This is a genomic window from Leclercia sp. 119287, assembly GCF_009734485.1.
Taxonomy (GTDB): domain Bacteria; phylum Pseudomonadota; class Gammaproteobacteria; order Enterobacterales; family Enterobacteriaceae; genus Enterobacter; species Enterobacter adecarboxylatus_C.
Map to the genome: position 1 here is coordinate 2,139,871 of NZ_CP046445.1, position 21,121 is coordinate 2,160,991.

General features: G+C 57.2%; 23 protein-coding genes and 1 pseudogene. 15 read left to right on the forward strand and 9 right to left on the reverse strand.

Annotated features, from left to right (window positions below):
- Positions 1 to 6 precede the first annotated feature (6 nt).
- The 5 genes from sufC (at position 7) to GNG27_RS10390 (ending at position 4,757) form a co-directional block, all read left to right on the forward strand.
- The gene (gene sufC / locus GNG27_RS10370) at positions 7 to 753 is read left to right on the forward strand and encodes a Fe-S cluster assembly ATPase SufC (protein WP_142489198.1); all 747 of its coding nucleotides are present in this window, start codon (positions 7 to 9) and stop codon (positions 751 to 753) included.
- Positions 728 to 1,999: a Fe-S cluster assembly protein SufD gene (gene sufD / locus GNG27_RS10375; RefSeq protein ID WP_156263616.1), complete on the forward strand. Its 1,272-nt coding sequence runs from the start codon at positions 728 to 730 to the stop codon at positions 1,997 to 1,999. The genes sufC and sufD overlap by 26 nt, the downstream gene beginning before the upstream one ends.
- Positions 1,996 to 3,216, forward strand: coding sequence for a cysteine desulfurase SufS (gene sufS / locus GNG27_RS10380; protein WP_156263617.1), 1,221 nt, complete (start codon positions 1,996 to 1,998; stop codon positions 3,214 to 3,216). Before sufD ends, sufS begins: the two co-directional genes overlap by 4 nt.
- 13 nt (positions 3,217 to 3,229) lie before the next feature.
- Entirely contained in the window at positions 3,230 to 3,646 is a 417-nt protein-coding gene (sufE, locus tag GNG27_RS10385) for a cysteine desulfuration protein SufE (protein ID WP_142489201.1), read from the forward strand.
- Between the two features lie 97 nt (positions 3,647 to 3,743).
- A complete protein-coding gene (locus GNG27_RS10390) occupies positions 3,744 to 4,757 on the forward strand; it encodes a L,D-transpeptidase family protein (protein WP_156263618.1) in 1,014 nt (337 codons plus the stop codon).
- Positions 4,758 to 4,819: 62 nt separating this feature from the next.
- On the opposite strand, the gene lpp is transcribed toward GNG27_RS10390, so the two are convergent.
- Both lpp and pykF read right to left on the reverse strand, forming a co-directional pair.
- A complete protein-coding gene (gene lpp, locus GNG27_RS10395; RefSeq protein WP_001082307.1) occupies positions 4,820 to 5,056 on the reverse strand; it encodes a murein lipoprotein Lpp in 237 nt (78 codons plus the stop codon).
- A gap of 310 nt (positions 5,057 to 5,366) precedes the next feature.
- Entirely contained in the window at positions 5,367 to 6,788 is a 1,422-nt protein-coding gene (gene pykF / locus GNG27_RS10400) for a pyruvate kinase PykF (RefSeq protein WP_142489203.1), read from the reverse strand.
- A 585-nt stretch (positions 6,789 to 7,373) separates the two neighbouring features.
- Between pykF and GNG27_RS10405 the strand changes: the two genes are divergently transcribed.
- Genes GNG27_RS10405 through GNG27_RS10415 form a run of 3 tightly spaced genes read left to right on the forward strand, consistent with a single transcriptional unit; the run spans position 7,374 to position 9,898 of the window.
- The gene (locus tag GNG27_RS10405; RefSeq protein ID WP_156263619.1) at positions 7,374 to 8,396 is read left to right on the forward strand and encodes a methionine ABC transporter ATP-binding protein; all 1,023 of its coding nucleotides are present in this window, start codon (positions 7,374 to 7,376) and stop codon (positions 8,394 to 8,396) included.
- Positions 8,389 to 9,057, forward strand: coding sequence for a methionine ABC transporter permease (locus tag GNG27_RS10410; RefSeq protein WP_103179330.1), 669 nt, complete (start codon positions 8,389 to 8,391; stop codon positions 9,055 to 9,057). The genes GNG27_RS10405 and GNG27_RS10410 overlap by 8 nt, the downstream gene beginning before the upstream one ends.
- Before the next feature lie 28 nt (positions 9,058 to 9,085).
- Positions 9,086 to 9,898, forward strand: a complete 813-nt coding sequence (locus tag GNG27_RS10415; RefSeq protein WP_142489206.1) for a MetQ/NlpA family ABC transporter substrate-binding protein — start codon at positions 9,086 to 9,088, stop codon at positions 9,896 to 9,898.
- Between the two features lie 36 nt (positions 9,899 to 9,934).
- Here GNG27_RS10415 and GNG27_RS10420 read toward each other — a convergent pair.
- A pseudogene (locus GNG27_RS10420) lies at positions 9,935 to 10,897 on the reverse strand (RNA-guided endonuclease TnpB family protein); the annotation flags it as partial.
- Positions 10,898 to 11,051: 154 nt separating this feature from the next.
- On the opposite strand from GNG27_RS10420, the gene fumD reads away from it, so the two are divergent.
- Positions 11,052 to 11,261 carry a fumarate hydratase FumD gene (fumD, locus tag GNG27_RS10425; RefSeq protein WP_130588972.1) on the forward strand — a complete coding sequence of 70 codons (210 nt, stop codon included), beginning with the start codon at positions 11,052 to 11,054 and terminating at the stop codon, positions 11,259 to 11,261.
- Here fumD and GNG27_RS10430 read toward each other — a convergent pair.
- From GNG27_RS10430 to GNG27_RS10445, 4 genes are read right to left on the reverse strand one after another with little or no spacing between them, the layout of a single operon-like run.
- A complete protein-coding gene (locus GNG27_RS10430; RefSeq protein ID WP_156263620.1) occupies positions 11,242 to 11,928 on the reverse strand; it encodes an ABC transporter permease subunit in 687 nt (228 codons plus the stop codon). The two genes, fumD and GNG27_RS10430, sit on opposite strands and share 20 nt — an antisense overlap.
- Entirely contained in the window at positions 11,922 to 12,689 is a 768-nt protein-coding gene (locus GNG27_RS10435; protein ID WP_156263621.1) for an amino acid ABC transporter permease, read from the reverse strand. The genes GNG27_RS10430 and GNG27_RS10435 overlap by 7 nt, the downstream gene beginning before the upstream one ends.
- Positions 12,689 to 13,504 (reverse strand): amino acid ABC transporter ATP-binding protein, encoded by an 816-nt coding sequence (locus GNG27_RS10440; protein WP_156263622.1) that lies wholly within the window; start codon positions 13,502 to 13,504, stop codon positions 12,689 to 12,691. Before GNG27_RS10440 ends, GNG27_RS10435 begins: the two co-directional genes overlap by 1 nt.
- A gap of 1 nt (position 13,505) precedes the next feature.
- Positions 13,506 to 14,324 (reverse strand): ABC transporter substrate-binding protein, encoded by an 819-nt coding sequence (locus tag GNG27_RS10445; protein ID WP_156263623.1) that lies wholly within the window; start codon positions 14,322 to 14,324, stop codon positions 13,506 to 13,508.
- A gap of 242 nt (positions 14,325 to 14,566) precedes the next feature.
- Between GNG27_RS10445 and GNG27_RS23495 the strand changes: the two genes are divergently transcribed.
- The 4 genes from GNG27_RS23495 (at position 14,567) to GNG27_RS10460 (ending at position 17,393) form a co-directional block, all read left to right on the forward strand.
- Positions 14,567 to 14,728, forward strand: coding sequence for a hypothetical protein (locus GNG27_RS23495; protein WP_181247256.1), 162 nt, complete (start codon positions 14,567 to 14,569; stop codon positions 14,726 to 14,728).
- Positions 14,729 to 14,888: 160 nt separating this feature from the next.
- The gene (locus GNG27_RS10450; RefSeq protein WP_156263624.1) at positions 14,889 to 16,217 is read left to right on the forward strand and encodes a sensor histidine kinase; all 1,329 of its coding nucleotides are present in this window, start codon (positions 14,889 to 14,891) and stop codon (positions 16,215 to 16,217) included.
- The gene (locus tag GNG27_RS10455; RefSeq protein WP_156263625.1) at positions 16,210 to 16,833 is read left to right on the forward strand and encodes a response regulator transcription factor; all 624 of its coding nucleotides are present in this window, start codon (positions 16,210 to 16,212) and stop codon (positions 16,831 to 16,833) included. Before GNG27_RS10450 ends, GNG27_RS10455 begins: the two co-directional genes overlap by 8 nt.
- Before the next feature lie 77 nt (positions 16,834 to 16,910).
- Positions 16,911 to 17,393, forward strand: a complete 483-nt coding sequence (locus GNG27_RS10460) for a heme-binding protein (protein ID WP_156263626.1) — start codon at positions 16,911 to 16,913, stop codon at positions 17,391 to 17,393.
- Positions 17,394 to 17,492: 99 nt separating this feature from the next.
- Here GNG27_RS10460 and GNG27_RS10465 read toward each other — a convergent pair whose 3' ends face one another.
- The gene (locus GNG27_RS10465; protein ID WP_032617828.1) at positions 17,493 to 17,633 is read right to left on the reverse strand and encodes a hypothetical protein; all 141 of its coding nucleotides are present in this window, start codon (positions 17,631 to 17,633) and stop codon (positions 17,493 to 17,495) included.
- A gap of 127 nt (positions 17,634 to 17,760) precedes the next feature.
- On the opposite strand from GNG27_RS10465, the gene GNG27_RS10470 reads away from it, so the two are divergent.
- Positions 17,761 to 18,579: an MBL fold metallo-hydrolase gene (locus GNG27_RS10470; RefSeq protein WP_156263627.1), complete on the forward strand. Its 819-nt coding sequence runs from the start codon at positions 17,761 to 17,763 to the stop codon at positions 18,577 to 18,579.
- A gap of 43 nt (positions 18,580 to 18,622) precedes the next feature.
- Positions 18,623 to 19,258 carry a carbonic anhydrase gene (locus tag GNG27_RS10475; protein WP_142489214.1) on the forward strand — a complete coding sequence of 212 codons (636 nt, stop codon included), beginning with the start codon at positions 18,623 to 18,625 and terminating at the stop codon, positions 19,256 to 19,258.
- Positions 19,259 to 19,339: 81 nt separating this feature from the next.
- On the opposite strand, the gene GNG27_RS10480 is transcribed toward GNG27_RS10475, so the two are convergent.
- Positions 19,340 to 20,950 (reverse strand): FAD-NAD(P)-binding protein, encoded by a 1,611-nt coding sequence (locus tag GNG27_RS10480; protein WP_156263628.1) that lies wholly within the window; start codon positions 20,948 to 20,950, stop codon positions 19,340 to 19,342.
- Positions 20,951 to 21,121: the final 171 nt, after the last annotated feature.

A 21,121-nucleotide genomic window follows, 5' to 3' on the forward strand; every position in this document is an offset into this window, starting at 1 on the left:
AAGCACATGTTAAGCATTAAAGATTTACAGGTCAGTGTGGAAGATAAAGCGATCCTGCGCGGCCTGAGCCTGGACGTGCGTCCGGGCGAAGTGCACGCCATTATGGGGCCAAACGGCTCGGGGAAAAGCACGCTCTCTGCCACCCTGGCCGGGCGCGAAGATTACGAAGTGGTCGGCGGTTCGGTCGACTTTAAGGGCAAAGATCTGCTCGAGCTGTCGCCGGAAGATCGCGCCGGCGAAGGCATTTTTATGGCCTTCCAGTATCCGGTGGAGATCCCCGGGGTCAGCAACCAGTTCTTCCTGCAGACCGCGCTGAATGCGGTGCGTAAATACCGCAGCGAAGAGGAGCTGGATCGCTTCGATTTTCAGGATCTGATGGAAGAGAAGATCCAGCTGTTGAAGATGCCGGAAGATCTGCTTACCCGTTCGGTCAACGTCGGTTTTTCCGGCGGGGAGAAGAAGCGTAACGACATCCTGCAGATGGCGGTGCTGGAGCCGGAGCTGTGCATTCTCGATGAAACCGACTCCGGGCTGGACATTGACGCCCTGAAAATTGTCGCCGACGGCGTTAACGCCCTGCGCGACGGTAAGCGGTCGTTCATCATCGTTACTCACTACCAGCGTATTCTCGACTACATCAAGCCGGACTACGTGCATGTGCTCTATCAGGGGCGGATTGTGAAATCCGGTGATTTTACGCTGGTGAAACAGCTGGAGGAGCAGGGCTATGGCTGGCTTAGCGAACAGCAGTAACGCGCTGCAGCAGTGGCACCGTCTGTTTGAGGCCCAGGGCGGGACGCGCTCGGAGCAGGCCCAGCAGCACCTGCAGCAGATGCTGCGCCTCGGCCTGCCGACGCGTAAGCACGAGAACTGGAAATACACCCCGCTGGAAGGGCTGCTCAACGGCGAGTTTGTCACCCGGCCTGCCAGCGTGCAACCGACCGATCGTGATGCGCTGGCGCTCACCCTCGACGCCACCCGGCTGGTGTTTGTTGACGGGCGCTTTAGCCCGGCGCTGAGCGACAGCACCGACGACAGCGGCTTTGAGGTCGTTATTAACGACGAGCGCCAGAGCCTGGCGGCACCGGTGCAGCCGGAGCTGTTCCTGCATCTTACCGAGAGTCTGGCGCAGAGCGTGACCCATATCCGCGTGAAGCGTAACGCGCGTCCTGCGAAGCCGCTGTTGCTGATGCACATCACCCAGGGGCTTGAGGGGGAGGAGATCAACACCGCCCACTATCGCCACCATCTGGAGCTGGGCGAAGGGGCCGAGGCGACGGTTATTGAACACTATGCCAGTCTGACCCCGGCGCGCCATTTCACCGGTTCGCGCCTGACCATGAGCGTGGCGGCCAACGCTCAGCTGCACCATATCAAGCTGGCGTTTGAGAATGCGGCGAGTCATCACTTCGCCCATAACGACCTCCAGCTTGCCGCCGATGCGGCAGCATACAGCCACAGCTTCCTGCTGGGCGGGGCGGTACTGCGCCATAACACCAGCACCCAGCTCAACGGCGAAAACACCACGCTGCGCATTAACAGCCTGGCAATGCCGGTGAAAACCGAAGTGTGCGACACCCGCACCTGGCTTGAGCACAACAAGGGCTACTGCAACAGTCGGCAGCTGCACAAAACTATCGTCAGCGATAAGGGCCGGGCGGTCTTTAACGGGCTGATTAACGTGGCGCAGCACGCCATCAAAACCGACGGGCAGATGACCAACAATAATCTGCTGATGGGCCGGCTGGCGGAGGTGGACACCAAACCGCAGCTGGAAATCTATGCCGATGACGTGAAATGCAGCCACGGGGCAACGGTGGGTCGTATTGATGATGAGCAGATGTTCTATCTGCGCTCCCGCGGGATCGATAAGCAGGCGGCAGAGAAGATGATCATTTACGCCTTTGCCGCCGAGCTGACCGAAGCGCTCGGAGATGAAACCTTAAGACAGCAGGTGCTGGCGCGAATCGGTCAGCGTCTGCCCGGAGGTGTGGCATGAGTTTTCCTGTAGAGAAAGTGCGGGCGGATTTTCCCGTCCTGACCCGTGAAGTGAACGGTCTGCCGCTTGCCTATCTCGACAGCGCCGCCAGCGCGCAAAAGCCCGCGCAGGTGATCGAGGCCGAGGCGGAGTTTTACCGGCACGGTTACGCGGCGGTGCATCGGGGGATCCACACCCTCAGCGCCGAAGCGACGCAGCGGATGGAGAACGTCCGTACCCGGGCGGCGGCATTTTTAAATGCCCGCTCGCCGGAAGAGCTGGTGTTTGTGCGCGGCACCACCGAAGGGATCAATCTGGTGGCGAATAGCTGGGGCAGTGCTGAGGTCCATACGGGCGATAACATCATCATCAGCCAGATGGAGCATCACGCCAATATTGTGCCCTGGCAGATGCTGTGCGAGCGGGTCGGGGCCGAGCTGCGGGTGATCCCGCTGAATCAGGACGGCACGCTCCAGCTTGAACAGCTGGATACGCTGCTGGATGAACGCACCCGGCTGGTGGCTATCACCCAAATCTCCAACGTGCTGGGCACCGAAAACCCGGTAGCGGACATTATCGCTAAAGCCCATCTTGTCGGCGCGAAAGTGCTGGTGGACGGGGCGCAGGCGGTGATGCATCACACCGTGGACGTGCAGGCGCTGGACTGCGATTTTTACGTCTTCTCCGGGCATAAGCTCTACGGCCCGACCGGGATCGGCGTGCTGTACGTCAAAGACGATATCCTGCAGAAGATGCCGCCGTGGGAAGGGGGCGGGTCAATGATCGCCACCGTCAGCCTGAGCGAAGGCACCACCTATGCCCGCGCGCCGTGGCGTTTTGAAGCCGGGACGCCTAACACCGGGGGCATTATCGGTCTCGGGGCGGCGATGGAGTATGTCTCGTCCGTTGGCCTCGATGCCATCGCCGAGTACGAGCAGATGCTGATGCACTACGCCCTGGCAGAGCTGGCCAGCGTGCCGGATCTGACCCTTTACGGCCCGGCAGATCGTCAGGGGGTGATCGCCTTTAATCTCGGGAAACACCACGCCTATGACGTCGGCAGTTTCCTCGATAACTACGGGGTGGCGGTGCGCACCGGGCATCACTGCGCCATGCCGCTGATGGCATTCTATCAGGTACCGGCAATGTGTCGCGCATCGCTGGTAATGTACAACACACTGGAAGAGGTCGACAGGCTGGTGGCAGGGCTGAAGCGTATCCACCACCTGCTGGGCTAAAAGAGGGCAAGAGATGGCTGCATTGCCAGACAGAGACAAATTGCTGCGTAACTTTACGCGTTGCGCAAACTGGGAAGAGAAATACCTCTACATCATTGAGCTGGGGCAGCGTCTGCCTGCCCTCAGCGAAAGCGCGCACGTTCCGGAAAATAGTATTCAGGGCTGTCAGAGCCAGGTGTGGATAATAATGCACCAGAACGAGTCCGGAATGATTGAATTAGCGGGCGACAGTGATGCGGCAATAGTAAAAGGCCTAATAGCCGTGGTGTTTATTTTATATCAGCAGATGTCTCCGCAGGATATTGTCGCTTTTGACGTGCGCCCGTGGTTTGAAAAAATGGCGCTTACCCAGCATTTAACGCCTTCCCGCTCTCAGGGTCTTGAGGCGATGATCCGCGCAATCCGCTCCAAAGCCGCCAACATTAGCTAAACTAACAGGACAGCTATCATTCTGTTTCACGAGGTGGTTCCCGCCTCGTGGATTTTTCAGCTTTCTGACGATCGGTCAGTGAATAAGGAATCTCAGTATGAAGCGCGCGTCCCTTGTTACTCTTATTCTCTTTGGTTCGCTCAGCGCGCTTAATAGCGCCCTGGCGGTGGATTATCCCTTGCCGCCGGCGGGCAGTCGGCTTATCGGGCAAAACCAGACGTATATCATTCAGGAAGGCGATAATAAGTTGCAGGCCATCGCGCGGCGATTTAATACCGCTGCGCACTTAATACTTGAAACCAATAATACCATCGCCCCGGTCTATCCGGCGCCGGGAACGGAGATCACTATCCCGTCGCAAATGCTGCTGCCGGATACCCCCCGGGAGGGGATAGTGGTGAACCTGGCGGAGCTGCGGCTCTACTACTATCCGCCGGGGGAAAACTTCGTTCAGGTTTACCCGCTGGGCATTGGTCAACTGGGGCTGGAAACGCCGGTCACCGTGACCCGCATCAGCCAGAAGATCCCCAATCCAACCTGGACCCCCACAGCGGGCATCAGAGCGCGCTCGCTGGAGCAGGGCATCAAGCTGCCCCCGGTAGTCCCCGCAGGCCCCAATAACCCGCTGGGGCGCTTTGCGCTGCGTCTGGGCGTGGGTAACGGCGAATATCTTATCCACGGTACCAGCGCACCGGATAGCGTCGGGTTGCGCGTCAGCTCCGGCTGTATGCGCATGAATGCGCCGGATATCAAAGCGCTCTTTGCCCAGAGCTCGGTCGGCACGCGGGTGCAGATCATCAATGAGCCGGTGAAGTTCTCGGTCGAGCCGGACGGTAAGCGCTACGTTGAAGTGCATCGTCCGCTGGCGTCGGTGGAGGGGGAAAACCCGCAAACCCTGGCGATCGCGCAGTCCGGGGCCTTTGCGTCCTTTATGGCGCAGGGCGGTAGCGATAAGACGTTGGTGAATAAAGCGTTGTCACGTCGGGCAGGGATCCCGGTGGTGGTATCGACAGGGGCCGGGCCGCAGGTCGAGAGTACGGGGTTGTCAGCGCGTAATACGCAGCTTCCGGCGGCAGCGCCTCAGGGTGGGCATGAAGTGGCGATTCAGTAAAGCGAAATGCGGGGCAAAAAAAATGGCGCACAATGTGCGCCATTTTATTAACACAGGTACTATTACTTACGGTATTTAGTAGCCTGGTTGTCCAGACGCTGGTTAGCGCGAGCTGCGTCATCTTTAGCAGCCTGAACGTCGGAACGCATTGCGTTCACGTCGTTGCTCAGCTGGTCAACTTTAGCGTTCAGAGTCTGAACGTCAGAAGACAGCTGATCGATTTTAGCATTGCTGGAGCAACCTGCCAGCAGAGTAGAACCCAGGATTACCGCGCCCAGTACCAGTTTAGTACGATTCATTATTAATACCCTCTAGATTGAGTTAATCTCCATGTAGCGTTACAAGTATTACACAAAGTTTTTTAGGTTGAGAATATTTTTTTGATGGGAATATGCCTATTTTTGATCGTTCGCTCAAAGAAGCACCTGTTTTGACTATTTCGTGAAAAATATTGTGCAAAAACAGACAATTTTCATCGGATTCATCTTAGAAAACGTACCCGTTAAATAGAAAAACCCGATTTGCTTTTTTAATAAGTTTGGTTGATAGCGGAAATAAAAAAAGCGCCCCGAAGGACGCTTTTTATACAAATTAATTCGTTCGAAATTATTACAGGACGTGAACAGATGCGGTATTAGTCGTGCCGCTTGGTACCAGCGCACCGGAAACCATCACCACAACGTCGCCTTTCTGCGCCAGACCACGCTCAACCAGCTGCAGGGCCACTTCTTTACCCAGACGGTAGAAATCATCAGTAGAAGCGATCTCTTTCACCAGGTGCGGCACAACGCCTTTGCTCAGTACCAGCTGACGAGCAGTGATCTCGTTAGTGGTCAGGGCCAGGATAGTCGCGTTCGGGAAGTATTTACGAACGGCTTTAGCAGATTTACCGCCCTGGGTTGCAACCACGATCAGCGGTGCTTCCAGTTTCTCAGCAGTTTCTACCGCGCCACGGCAAACGGCTTCGGTGATGCGCAGTTTACGGCTGTCGTTGTTGTTATCCAGACGGCTTGGCATCACGCGGTCAGTACGCTCGCAGATGGTCGCCATGATGGAGACGGCTTCCAGCGGGTATTTACCCTTCGCGGATTCACCGGACAGCATGACTGCATCGGTACCGTCGAGGATGGCGTTCGCCACGTCACCGGCTTCTGCGCGGGTTGGACGTGGGTTTTTGATCATGGAGTCCAGCATCTGGGTGGCGGTGATCACCACTTTACGTGCGCGAACACACTTCTCGATCATCATCTTCTGCGCGAAGATCACTTCTTCAACCGGGATCTCAACGCCCAGGTCACCACGCGCAACCATGATGCCGTCAGACGCTTCGAGGATTTCGTCGAAGTTGTTCAGGCCTTCCTGGTTTTCGATTTTGGAGATGATCTGGATGTGCTCGCCGCCGTGCGCTTTCAGGTGCTCACGGATTTCAACCACGTCGGAACGCTTACGGATAAAGGAGGCGGCAACAAAGTCAACGCCTTGCTCACAGCCGAAGATCAGATCCTGTTTATCTTTCTCTGCCAGAGCAGGCAGGGCGATGGAAACGCCTGGCAGGTTAACGCCTTTGTTTTCACCCAGGTCGCCGTTGTTCAGCACTTTACAAACAACGTTTTTGCCTTCGATAGCGGTGACTTCCATACCGATCAGGCCGTCGTCCACCAGTACGGTGTTGCCAACGGACAGGTCGCTGGTGAAGCCTTCATAAGTCACAGCAACGATTTCGCTGTTGCCGACAACGGACTTGTCAGTGGTGAAGGTGAAGGTCTGTCCCGCTTTCAGCGAAACGTCATTACCGCCTTCCAGTTTAATGGTACGAATTTCTGGACCTTTGGTATCCAGCAGGATTGCTGCTTTTTTACCGGTCTTGCTCATCACGTTGCGCAGGTTCTGAATGCGCTGACCGTGTTCAGCATAGTCACCGTGAGAGAAGTTCAGACGCATAACGTTCATGCCGGCTTCCAGCATTTTGGTCAGCATCTCTTCAGATTCGGTTTTCGGGCCGATGGTGCAAACAATTTTCGTCTTTTTCATGACAGTCTTAGTCTTTAAGTTGAGAAGGATATGGAAATCTCGCTCCGGGGGCGCATGGCCTCAGAGTCAAACCTGTGTTGCGAAATTTTTTGTGACACGCAGTAAGGATAGGTGACATCAAATGAGCGTGCAGAAGAATGTGTGCCTGTGTTTCAGCCCAGGGAGAGGGGGAAAGTTGTATGCGTTGTTTTTTGTAGTCCAAGCGCTGAAACCATTCATCAGGGATTAGGTGCGCATTATACGCTGATAAATGCGCAAAAGGAAAATGAAAACAGCGTTTCAAAAATTTTATATGCCGTTTCACAAAGGATTGTTATCAAGGCGTTAAGGTTCACTGTAAGGATGTTGCAGGAGCGGAAATCCTTACGTCAAACGCCGCAAATTGTTTGGGCGTGTCCACATATCCATCCCATACCTATTGATTGCTAAAAATGAGCTTTACGAGTTTTGTCAGCCTGCATGCGGCATATTGCTGAAAGTTATAAGATATTCCTTTTCATTCATTTAAAAGCTAATAACGGCTGTTTACTATCATTTGGACATCCATACTGCTAAACCGCCACGGGCGAACGGATTACTCTAAGAATGATAGTACTCAGGAATATTTCGAAGATTTTTGACAACGGAAAAGTGGCGCTGACGGCCGTTGATAACGTGAACCTGACGATAGAGCAGGGACAGATTTATGGAATTATTGGCTACAGCGGCGCCGGTAAAAGCACCTTAATCCGCCTGCTCAACGGCCTGGAAAAACCGACCACCGGCAGCGTGACCATTAACGGCCAGGATATTTCCGCCGCGAAAGGCGAAGCCCTGCGCCAGGCGCGGCTGAAGATCAGTATGGTGTTTCAGCACTTCAACCTGCTGTGGTCCCGCACGGTGAGCGAGAACATCGCCTTCTCCATGCAGATTGCCGGGGTGCCAAAAGCCAGAATCAAAGCCCGCGTGGCGGAACTGGTGGAGCTGGTGGGGCTGAAAGGCCGCGAACAGGCTTATCCGTCTCAGCTCAGCGGTGGGCAGAAGCAGCGCGTCGGTATTGCCCGCGCGCTGGCGAACAACCCTGACGTCCTGCTCTGCGACGAGGCCACCTCGGCGCTGGACCCCCAGACTACCGATCAGATCCTCGATCTGCTCCTCGACATTAACCGTCGCTTTAAGCTGACCATCGTGCTTATCACCCATGAAATGCACGTGGTGCGCAAGATCTGTGACCGCGTGGCGGTGATGGAAAACGGCAAAGTGGTGGAAGAGGGCGAGGTGCTGCAGGTCTTTACCCACCCGCAGCAGTCGATTACGCAACAGTTTGTGCGTCAGGTCAGCCAGTACGCCGAAGAAGAGACCTTTAACACCGAGCTGGCGAACGAGCTGGAAGGTACCGTCATCAAGCTGACCTTCACCGGACACAGCACCCACAAGCCGATTGTCGGGGAACTGACCCTGCGCTACGGCCTGCCGTTTAACATCCTGCACGGCAAAATGACGCAAACTGCCCACGGCGTATTCGGCCAGCTCTGGCTGCACGTGGTGGCAACCGAAGAACAACTGAACAATATCCTCGCCGATTTGCAGCACAGTGATATTGAAGGCGAGGTAATTAAACATGGCTGAGAATCTTTTCCCGCACCTGAAATGGGACCAGCTCTGGGCTGCCACCCTGGAAACGCTGTACATGACGGCACTTTCCGGCGTCGCGACCTTTGTGCTCGGGCTTGTCCTCGGCCTGGCGCTGTTTTTAACCGCCCGGGGTGGCATGTTTCACAACCGCACGGTCTACAGCGTGATTTCGATTGTGGTGAACGTGTTCCGTTCGATCCCGTTCATCATCCTGATTGTGCTGCTGATCCCCTTCACCAAAACCGTGGTGGGAACCATCCTCGGGGCGAATGCCGCGCTGCCTGCGCTGATTGTTGGCGCCGCGCCGTTCTACGCCCGTCTGGTGGAAATTGCCCTGCGTGAAGTGGACAAAGGGGTGATCGAGGCGACGCGCTCAATGGGTGCCCGACTGAGCACCTTAATTTTTCGGGTTTTACTGCCGGAATCATCACCCGCTCTGGTCTCAGGGATCACGGTGACGCTGATTGCGCTGGTCAGCTACAGCGCAATGGCGGGGGTGATTGGTGCCGGTGGTCTGGGAAATCTGGCTTATCTGGAAGGATTCCAGCGCAACCATGGTGACGTCACGCTGGTGGCAACGGTGACCATTTTGATCATCGTTTTCATTATCCAGTTCTGCGGCGACATCATTACTTCCATTCTTGATAAAAGATAAACACTAATAACACACAGGAACCATCATCATGAAAAAGACACTGACGTTGATCGCCGCAGCAACCCTGAGCGCCCTGAGCTTTGCCTCCTGGGCTGACACCCTGACCGTGGGCGCGTCCAACACCCCGCATGCGGAAATTCTGGAGCAGGCGAAGCCGATTCTGGCGAAGCAGGGTATCGATCTGGAGATCAAACCGTTCCAGGATTACATCCTGCCGAACACCGCTCTGGCCGGCCGTGACATCGACGCCAACTACTTCCAGCACATTCCGTACCTGAACAGCGTGCTGAAAGATCACGCCGGGGATAAAGAGTATGATTTCGTCAGCGCCGGGGCGATCCATATCGAGCCGATCGGTATCTACTCCAAAAAATACAAGTCGCTGAAAGATTTGCCGGAAGGCGGAAAAATCATCATGCGTGATGCGGTGTCTGAAGAGGGTCGTATCCTCTCTATCTTCGAGAAAGAGGGCGTGATCAAGCTGAAGCCAGGCATCGACAAAGTGACCGCGCGCATCAGCGACATCGTTGAGAACCCGAAAAAGCTGCAGTTCACCCCGAACGTTGAAGCCTCTCTGCTGCCGCAGATGTACAACAACGACGAAGGCGCTGCCGTAGTAATCAACGCCAACTACGCCATCGACGCCGGTCTGGATCCGGTTCACGATCCAATCGCGGTAGAGAGCGGTGAAAACAACCCGTACGCCAACATCATCACCGTGCACCGTGGCGATGAGAAGAAGAAGGATATCGTGGCGCTGGTGGACGTGCTGCACTCTAAAGAGATTCAGGACTGGATCCGCACCAAATACAAAGGCGCAGTGATCCCGGTTAACAAGTGACTGCTCCTCGCCGTAAACGGCGAGGCTTCCCACTTCTCAGGCTGCAACTGGCATGGAGCCAGACTTACGCAAGCCTCGATGGGCTTTGACGACGTGACCCGCCGCCATTAATTCTTTTATGCCCTTGTGCTGTATGTTGATCGCCGCATTGATATCGCGGTCATGATCGGCACTACAGCCGGGGCATTTCCATGCCCGCACCCTGAGCGGCATTTCCGGCATTTTGTGGCCGCAACAATGGCACGTTTTCGAGCTGGCGAACCACTGATCCAGTTTGACCAGGTGAACCCCTGCCGACTCCGCTTTGTAGGCGAGTTTTGCCACAAATCCAGACCATGCCGCATCCGCGATATGACGGGCGAGGCGACGGTTTTTCATCATGTTTGCCGATTTCAGCGTTTCCACAATCACCGCTTGATTTTCGTCGATAATTCGCCTGGAAAGTTTGTGCTGGAAATCAGCCCGGGCATTGGCTACCCGTTCGTGTTGTGCTGCAAGGCGTAAGCGAGCCTTACGGCGGTTTGCGCTGCCCGGCTTCTTACGGAATAGCGCCTTGCTGTCACGGCGTAAGCGGCGGTATGCGATGACCAGGTGGCGAGGATTCGCCACTTTGTCGCCATCATTGCCGATCAGGTAGTGCGATAGCCCCAAATCATAGCCTGCTACGGTGGTGATACAGGTCGGCTTCGCTGCCGCTTCCTGTCCATCGTCTGCAAGTATTGAGGCAAAGTATTTGCCCGCTGCGTTGCGGGTGATCGTGATGCTGGAAACCTTGCCGACAATCTCACGGTGAATGTTCGCCCGGATAGCGGGGATTTTCGGCAACTGGATAGCGTCAGTTAATACCTTCCCGTTGGGATGGTAGCTGGATTGCCTGCCGTGCTTGCTTTTGAAAACGGGGAATCTGGCTTTGAGTTCCTTGTTAAAGAAGTTGGCAAAAGCCTTGTCCAGATTGATCACCGCCTGCTGGAGCGCCAGCGAGTCATATTTTTTGAGCCAGCATTCCCGCCCGACTGGGCGAGGGTTTACGGGGCATTTGCTAATCCCCTGATTCTACTTTTAAAAAGCCCGGTGAGTCTCTCGCCGGGCTTCTTTTTTGTATAAGGCTAATGAATGCTTTAAGCTGGCGTTTTCAGGCAATGGAGTGAAGGACATGGGCAATGTAACCAAAGACGAAGCGCTGTATCAGGAGATGTGTCGAGTGGTAGGCAAAGTCGTTCTTGAGATGCGCGATCTCGGGCAGGAGCCAAAGCATATTGTCATCGCCGGGGTGCTGCGCACCTCGCTGGCGAACCAGCGAGTGCAACGCAGTGAATTAACGACCCAGGCGATGGAAACCGTGGTTAAAGCGCTGGCTGGCTAAACTGCCAGCGTTTAGCCAGCTGTTCAATCCCACAGCACAGCAGGTAATAGACCACCCCAGTAAAGACAAAAATAGCCGCCGGGTAGATCTGCACCCGGTTGTTCACCTGGCCTGCAACGGTGGTCAGCTCCGGGACGTTGACGATAAAGGCCAGCGAGGTGTCTTTCAGCAGGCTGATAAAAATCCCCAGCAGCGAAGGTAAGGTGTTGCGCAACGTCTGCGGGAGCAGCACCCATCCCAGGGTTTGCAGCGCGCCAAATCCCTGCGCCTGTGCCGCTTCATACTGCCCGACAGGCAGCGCCCGCAGCCCGGCCAGCACCGAGTGCATCACCGCGGCGGCAGTAAACCATGCCAGCGCCAGGGTCACGGTGAGCGCACCCGGCAGATCGCCGCCTGTAATGAGCGGCAGCAAATACCACAGCCAGAAAATGACAAATATCAGCGTGATCCCGCGGATAATCTCGGCCCACAGGTACAGGGTGTTGCGTATTGCCCCCGGAAAACGCCACGCCAGCCCCGCCAGCGCAATCCCGGCCGGTAACGCCAGCGCCGCGGCGCCGAAGGCCATCAGCAGCGTCAACAACACGCCGCCGGGCTGCCCGGCCGCAGCCCGCCCCCAGAGCAGATAATCCAGGTTATCGGTGATCACAGTGAGTCCGGCTAGCATTTCTCTTCACTCCGGGGGATGAGGGCAGTTTTTCGCTGCCGTTCGGTTGAGGGGCCGAGTTTCGTCAGCAGCACGCCCATCGCCACGCCGGTGAGTAGATACAACACCGTGCCGACGCTGAACGCCTCCAGCGCGTGGGCGTTATAGCTCTCTATCTGCCGCACCTGGTAGGTGAGTTCTGCAAAGCCAATCCCGCTTGCCAGCGACGAGAGTTTCATCAGGTTGAGATACTGACCCACCACCGGCTGCCAGGCGTTCGCCAGCCCCTGCGGCAGCAGGATATAGCGCAGCAGCGGCCAGGCGGAGAAGCCCTGCGCCAGAGCGGCTTCCCGCTGTCCGACAGAGACGGCGCGCAGCCCGGCGGCGATCTCCTCGGTCAAAAAGGCCGAGGTAAAGACCCCCAGCCCCCAGGCGGAGCAAAGAAACTCGGGCGTGAACCACCAGACCTGGCCCGGCAGCACCGACCAGGGATGATCGTCCATCACAAAGGTGCGAAAACCCTGCGGCAGCCCGTTCCAGGCGGCGAAATACCAGAACAGAATCTGCACCAGCAGGGGCGTATTGCGAAACAGCGAGACCCATACGGCAACGATCTTCGCCCCCATACGGCCCCCGGCGAGACGCAGCCCGAGGCAGGCGAGGGTGATAAGGCTGGCGACCACTATCCCCGCCAGGGTCACCCACAGCGTGGTGAGAAAACCGGAGAGGATCCACTGCAGGGGCTGTCCGGTCAGCACCCCCTGCCAGTCGAGGGCCGGCATCACACCGCTCCCGGATGCAGCGGGTTAAGTACCTTCTGCAGAAAACGCCGGGTGCGCGGATGAGACGGATGCTGAAAGAACTGCTCCGGTGGAGCCTCCTCCAGAATGTGGCCGCCATCGATGAACACCACCCGGTCGGCAATCTCCCGGGCAAACTGCATCTCATGGGTGACGACAATCATGGTGATCCCGCTGTGGGCGAGGGCCTTCATTACCATCAGCACTTCGCCAATCATCTCCGGGTCGAGGGCCGAGGTGGGCTCATCAAACAGGATGATCTGCGGCGAGGAGGCCAGAGCGCGGGCAATCGCCACCCGCTGCTGCTGCCCGCCGGATAACGCCTCCGGATAGTGGTCGGCTTTCTCCGCCATGCCCACCTGCGCCAGCAGCGCCTCGGCGCGGGTTTCGGCCTCGGCGGGCCGCCAGCCGTGAACATGCTTCAGCGCCAGGGCGATGTTCTGTCGCGCCGTCAGATGGCTGTAAAGGTTGAACTGTTGAAATACAAACCCGACCCGGCTGCGCAGCTGGCGCAACGCCTGGCGGGAGAGCTGACGGGTCGATTTTCCGTCGATCAGAATGTCGCCGGAGGTCAGGGTTTCCAGCTGATTAATGAGGCGGATCAGCGTCGATTTACCGGAGCCCGACGGGCCGAGAATGGCGACGACTTCACCCGGCGTGACGCTGAGGTTGATGCCTTTCAGCACCGGGCGATCGCCGTAGCGTTTCGCCACCTCAGAGAAGGTGACGCTGGCCTGCTCCAGATGTGAAAAATCCGCGGCAGATGCCGCGGAGCGTGAGAATAGACCTGACCGCATCTTACTGGGCTTCTATTTTAAAGGCGCGAGGCTGCGGGGAGGGGGTCTGTGGCCCGAACCAGGCATCGTAGATCTTCGCCGCGTCGCCGCTGCTCTCCAGCTTCACCAGCTCGTCGTTCACCACTTTCAGCAGCGCGGTTTCGCCTTTCTTCACCCCGACGCCAATCTCCTCCTTACTCAGCAGGTCAGGGAGAATTTTAAACTCGGCTTTGTCCGGTGCATGCGCCAGCAGACCGGCCAGAATGGTGCTGTCCTGGGTGATGGCCTGTACGTTGCCGTTGCGCAACGCCGTCAGCGCCAGCGGAATATCGTCATAGGAGAGCACGCGGGATTGCGGGAAACGCTGATGCAGCGCCTGCTCCCCGGTGGTGCCCTTTACCACCCCGATACGTGCTTTGCTGTAGGCATCCAGTTTATCAGCCCCTTTCGCCGGAACGAGGAACTGCTGCCCGGTCACGAAGTAGGGGGTGGAAAAATCGATCACCTGCGCGCGCTCCGGGGTGATGGTGATATCCGCCACAATCAGATCCGCTTTGCCCGACTGCAGCAGCGGGATGCGGTTAGCCGGGTTAGTGGTAACCAGCTCCAGCTTCACCCCGAGGGTTTTGGCTAATGCTTTGGCAAAATCCACGTCGTAACCAACGATCTCGTGGCTTTTGGCATCCACCGAGCCAAACGGCGGGTTGGCATCGAAGGTGGCGACTTTTAATACCCCTGCCGCCTTGATATCGGCCAGCTGGTCTGCCTGCGCCTGAGTTGCAAGAAGACCGCCTGCGGTCAGCAAACCAAGTGCCAGCGCGAGTTTTGTGTGTATTGCCATAAGAATATCCTCTGAGTCTGTTTTTGTTTTGTCCTGTTACGCTCCCATAACCGCCCCCGGCCGCCAAATGCCAATATCGTCTTTGCTATGTGAAAAAAATGATTAGTGAACAGCCGGTTACACAGAGGTGAAAAGAAAGAGGCTTTTGCGATTGGCGCAAATCCTCTGCCGGAATCGGCATTTCTCGCCGCGCCAGATTGCTGGTTTACTGCACTCAGGCTGAACTGATGAGGAACAGGGCAATGGGCAAACTGATGAGTACGTTACGGCGGTTTTTTGCCGCAAAATCGGAAGAGAACAGCGCGCAGCGTATTATTGAATCCATATTGCCGGTTGCCAGCCTGTATGGCGTGGATATCGCCAACATTGACCCGGAGTGGTTTCATGAGCAAACGCAACGCTGAACACCGCCATGTGCGGGAAACCTACTGGAACGAAGTGTGCGTTCTTCCGCGCACGCCCCGCCATTCTGGACGTTAACATCCAAAAATCACCGCAAGTTTTGTCCCCGGCTTAGCTTCCTGCTAAGGTCTCTGGCGTCCTTTTCCAGCGCCAGTTAAATGAATGAACAGCCAAAAATTTTTACAACGTGGGCTTCTGATCTGGCTCCTGCTCTGCCTGCTGAGCAGCGTGCTGCTGTATGCCGAACAGATCCGCCGTCAGTTCTGGGATCTGGACCGGGCGTTTGCCGCGGCCTTTGCTGAGGCAGGGGCGGTCCTCACGCAGAATGAGTCGGTGCTGCCGCTGTTAAATGGCAATGAAGATTTAGCGGCGCTGCGTAAAAAATTCCCGCAAATCCTCGATCTGCAAAAGACTCAGGGCCGCGCCCTCGACGCCGCGCGGGTAGAACCCGTGGGCGACGCGCAATACTGGCTCTACAACCCCTGGCGGCAAATCCGGGTGCTGATCGACACCCAATCGGTGATCGGCGTCAGGCCAATTTTTTCCCATCTCAGCCTGGATCTCCGCGGCGACGTATCGCCACCCCCGGCGGACGCCTTCTGGCACTGGCAGCGGCAGTTCTCTCAGCACACCCAACCCTTTATCCTGCAGGCCGATGCCCGACCGACGTGGCTGAACGTTGCTCTGGTGCCGTTTTTGCTGCTCTGGCTGGGATGGGCCGGGGTGATTGCGGCAGGCGGGGTGATCCTCTGGCAGCGTAAGCAGCGGCAAAACGCCGACCAGCGCGCCAGGTATTATCAGCACGCCAGGCTCAATACTTTGGGGGAGATCACTGCGGGTATCGTGCATGAGATCAACCAGCCCCTGACCGCGGCCCAGACCTGGATCCAGGGGGCGCAGCGCCAGCTGCGGCAGGATAATCCCGAGGCGGTGTCTCAGGCCCTCGGGGCGGCGCTGGTGCAGACCCAGCGGATCGGCGAGCTCCTGACCCGCTTTCGCGAACACGTTACCCAGGAGAGGGTGGATCTGGGTGAGGTGGATCTGGCCAGCTGCTGGCATCAGGTCGGCAACCTGCTGGAGCACGAACGCACCGCCAGACCTATCCGCCTGACCCATGATTTTGCCGCCGACGCCCGTACCCTCTGCGCCGACCGGCTCTGGCTGGAGCAGGTGCTGCACAACATCCTCAGCAACGCCATCCAGGCGCAGCAGGAGCGTGCGGCGGGGTGGGTGCATATCCGCAGCCAGCGCAGCGGCGAGTTTATCCGGATAGAGATCACCGACGGCGGGCCGGGTTTTACCCCGGATGCCTTACATAACGCCTTTATGCCCTTTTACAGCGGGCGGCAGGGCGGCATCGGCCTGGGCATGACCTTAACGGAGTCGTTAGTCACCAGAATGAATGGCAACCTGGCCCTGGATAATGCCCCGGAAGGGGGCGCCAGGGTCCGGTTGCAGTTTGCTTATCAGGGGAGTCAGGAAAATGGATAACGTCATCTGGTTAATTGACGATGATGCGTCTGTCAGGGAGTCGCTGGTTTTTCTGCTCTCCGGGATGCACTGGCGCGTTGAACCCTATGAGAGTATTGCCGCCTTTACGGCCGCCCACGGTGAAGAACAAGCCCTGACCGGCTGCCTGCTGCTGGATATGCGCATGCCGGGCAAAGGCGGGCTGGCCTGGCTGGAGGAGGGAGCATGGCCCTGGCCGCTGCTGCCGGTGATCCTGATGACCGGCCACGGCACCATTGATGCCTGTCGACGGGCGTTTCATAACGGTGTATTTGAATTTTTCACCAAGCCGCTGGATGCCGACAAGCTGATCGAATCCATTACCGCCGCGCTGGCGGAGAGCCAGCAACGGATAGTGCGCTGGCAGGAGGCCCGACGGGTCAGGGCGCTGTTTGAGCAGCTCACCGCCCGGGAACACGAAGTGCTGCTGGCCCTGATGGAGGGGAGCAGTAATAAAGAGGTCGCCGCCCGGCTAAACCTCTCGCCGCGAACGGTGGAAGCGCACCGTGCGGCGGTATTTCTCAAGCTGGGCGTCTCCAGCCTGGTGCAGGCCATCCGGGAATACGACAAATTGCAATCCGTAGAACTACCAGGATAACTGCGTAATCGACCGAATAACATTCTCTCGTCCGCTTGGGTACGCTGCATCTGTTTCCACTTACCCGAGGATGTGCGATGAAAAAGTTAATGATGGCAGCAGTTTGTGTAGCCGGGATGGTCAGCGTATCGGCGCACGCCCAGTCCGTGGCGCAAAAAAATCTCTCCCTGACCCAGGCGAACGCCCTGGCCAGCGCGGCCATTCAGGCCTGCACGGCGAAAAATTATCAGGTCAGCGTCACGGTGGTGGATCGTGCCGGGGTCGTTAAAGCGGTACAGCGCACGGACAACGCCGGTCCGCACACCCTGAAAGCCAGCGAGATGAAAGCCTTTACCGCGCTCAGCACCAAAAATGCCTCGGGCAAAGTGATGGAGTCCGCGCAAAGCAACGCCGGAGCGCAGAACCTGCGTGATATTCCGGGCCTGCTGCTGCTGGCGGGTGGTTTACCGGTTAAGGAAGGGGATGAGGTGATCGGGGCTATCGGGATTGGCGGCGCACCGGGTGGGCATCTGGATGAAGCCTGCGCCCAGCAAGCGATTGATGGTATGAATAAGTCGTAATCATTGCCCGGCGGCGCTTCAGGGATGGTTTTGTAGGCCGGGTAAGGCGGCAGCCGCCACCCGGCAAAAAGCCCCGGGCGATCGCCGGGGCTTTTTACATCAGATCTTGCAGGCGTCGCCGCAGTCATCGTCCGCTACAATCGCCTGGGCTTTTTTATCCGCATCTTCAAGGCGTTCTGCGTTACGTTCTTCCGCTTCATCCAGCCCGTCAAACACCAGATTGTTGAGATCAATTTCCATCATTTACCTGCTTTGTTCGGTTTTTGTTCCAGGTCGTATTATAGAGCAAAACAGTGGGCTGAGGCACCCCAGCGCACATAAGGTTAATCCTTGCCATACTCATGAATTATCCGGCTAAGGAGATGTCATGATTGTCCTCTGTAAAACCTGCGGCACGTCGTACGATGTGGCCAGCGAACCGCAACAGTGCGCCATATGCGAAGATGAACGCCAGTACGTGCCCGCGACGGGGCAGGAATGGATCAATTTCAGCACCCTGACCGCCACCCACACCAACAAGTGGCAACAGCTCGAAGCCAGCCTTTTGAGCATCAAAACCGTTCCCGCGTTTGCCATCAGCCAGCGGGCGATTCTGCTGCGAACTCCGCAGGGTAACGTGCTGTGGGACTGCATCGCCAACCTTGACCCCGCCACCCACGCGCTGGTGACGGCGCTGGGCGGGATCGACGCTATTGCCATCTCCCACCCGCACTACTACAGCACCATGCAGGACTGGGCCGCGGCCTTTAATGCCCCTGTGTATCTGCATGCCAGCGACCGGCAGTGGGTGATGCGCAGCAGTCCCGCCCTGCGCTTCTGGGAGGGGGATTCCCTTGAGCTCGCCCCTGACGTCACGCTGCTGAGGCTGGGCGGTCATTTTGCCGGCGGCACGGTGCTGCACTGGAATCTCGACGGGGGCGTGCTGCTGGCCGGGGATATCCTGCAGGTGACCCCCGGAAAAGACGCGGTTTCCTTTATGTGGAGCTATCCGAATATGCTGCCGCTGCCGGCCAACGAGGTGAGCGAAATCGCCGCCCGTCTGGACGATGTGCGCTTTGAACGGCTTTACGGCGCCTTTGAAGGGCAGAACATTTCCGCCAGCGCGCGGGAGATTGTTATGCGGTCGGTCCAGAAATATATTGCTTGTCTGAACTCGGGCCCGGTGGGTAAACTCGAAAAACCGTGATCTCGATCATGCCTGTACAATCACAATAAAATGAGACATTGCTATGCAACATATCATTGAAGGTTTTCTCAGCTTTCAAAAAGAAGTTTTTCCGCAACGTAAAGACCTCTTCCGCAGTCTGGCCTCCAGCCAGAATCCCAAAGCGCTGTTTATCTCCTGTTCTGACAGCCGCCTGGTGCCGGAATTAGTCACCCAGCAGGATCCGGGACAGCTCTTTGTCATTCGTAATGCTGGCAACATCGTGCCGCCTTTCGGCCCGGAGCCGGGCGGCGTCTCCGCCACCATCGAATACGCGGTAGTGGCGCTGGGTATCACCGACATCGTGATCTGCGGCCACTCGAACTGCGGCGCGATGAAGGCGATTGCCGACAACGCCAATCTCGAGCCCATGCCTGCGGTATCACACTGGCTGCGTTACTCCGATGCCGCCAAAGCGGTGGTGGAGAATAAGACCTGGGACAACCCGACCGACAAAGTTAACGCCATGGTGCAGGAAAACGTCTTCGCCCAGCTGAGCAACATCAAAACTCACCCTTCTGTGGCGGTAGGCCTGCGTAACAACGCCATCCGTCTGCACGGCTGGGTTTACGATATCGAAAGCGGGGCAATTCTCGCTCTCGATAAAGATTCAAAAACCTTCGTCTCTCTGTCAGACAACCCTGGCGTTTACTTCGAGTAAATGTCGATATTCAGGGCGGGCTCCCCCGCCCTGAATGCTCTGTGCCGTCCACATTCCACGTCGCCGCCTGCGAAACTGCGTTTACTCTGTCGTAAACGGCAGCCGACGACGCACGCGCGAGGCGGGCTGCACCGCGGCTTTTGCCATCGCCTCGCCGATTTCGGCGCACACCACCAGCCCCTGCACGAAGGGGCGATCGTGCATCAGGTACGGCAGGGCACCGAAAGCGATTTTTCCGCGCAGGTAGTCGGGGGCCAGAAGGGTGTAATCGTCCCCAACGTCGGGGATATCCTCCCCGGCGGATTCCAGCTGGTGGCGCAGGACCGGAAACGGCAGATCTTTCGTTTTGAGCGGTTGCTGCCCGCGCGCATCGATAAACACATCGAAATACCAGGCTTCATCCCGGGCATGGATCACCGTCCGGTCCTCTTTTAACGCCATTTCATAATCGTCACCCAGGGTCAGAATGCTGATAACGCCCGCCTCGCGCAGGGCCAGCAGTCTGCGGATAGACTGGGACGGAATTGCCGCATAGTTATCGATGAAAATACGCGCCAGGCCGACCTTAAAGCGCTCTTTGTCCTGTTTTGTCAGGTGGGGCACAATCTTCTCAACGGCCTCGTGTAGCCGCAGGATGGTGTAGCGCCAGGGCACCGTGCGTTTGTCGCGCTTGTTGCGTTCCACTTCATCGAGGTTAGACACCGCCCAGCGGAACGGGCCATGTTTTTCCCTGTCGGCAAACCAGGCGTCGCGAATGCTGTCGGCCGTCAGGGTCTCTAACGCCACCGCGTCGCTCCACTGTGGGTCGGCGTGCTGCAGCTCGGCAACGATAAGATCAAAAATGCGGTCGAGTAAGCCCTCAGAGCCCTGTTCAATTGCGGCGTCTATTGCCGGTTCCGTGGCGAGGGTGAGCGGCTCGTAGGGGATGGGGCAGTAAAAGTCAGCTTCCGGCAGGATGCCCGAGCGGGACATCAGCACGATCTTCAGCGCTTCGCTGCCCTCGTCCAGCCGGAACTGGATCTGTTCATTATCGGCTTCAATGAATTTGCCATGCTGAACGGCGACGGCCATCGCCGCGTCCAGCCCGCTCAGCGAGGTGCCCATAATGCCCACGTTGCAGGCGCGAATTTTTGCCTCCATCAGCCCGGACCAGGGGCTGGGGAAAAAGGAGCGGGAGGCATTATCTTCATCAGGCCAGACGTGACCGGTGGCGATAACGACCAGATCGAACAGCTTCGGCGCAGATTCCTCTTCAGTCAAAATATTGACCCCGTCAGGGGTTGCCTCCACGTCGGTGACCTGGCAGGACTCGCGCACCTCGATGTCAAAACCCGCTTTTTTGGCCCGATCGACCAGCTGCACAAACTGATCGCGGAAATACTCCCCCAGCAGAATGCGCGGCAGAAACTGCCGGACGTGCAGGGTTGATTGCTCCACGCCGTAGCGCGCCAGATGCGCATCGTCCAGACTACGCAGCCAGTCGATGTAGGTTGAAACCAGAGGGGGGATTTCGATACTGGCGATGTTAGCCAGCATCATTTTAGAGTTCTCTTCGTCGCTGTAGGGCATGCCGATGCCGGCTTTTTCGGCCTGCTCGAAGACCGTGATGCAAAGCGGCGTCCGATGGTTAAGTAGCGAAAAAAACGTATAAATGCCGGTCGGCCCTGCGCCGATAATTGCGATCCTTTTCATCAATGCTGACCCTTTTTTTGCCTGCCTGTAACGTCGTCTCAGGCACGCGCGTTATTAATCCATGAAAAATAAGTGTGGATGAAAACGCAAAATGAGCAAATCGGCAGTCCGGGGATACCCCTAAATCATTAGTTTTGTGAATGCGTGTTAAATATAGCATTCACATACTCA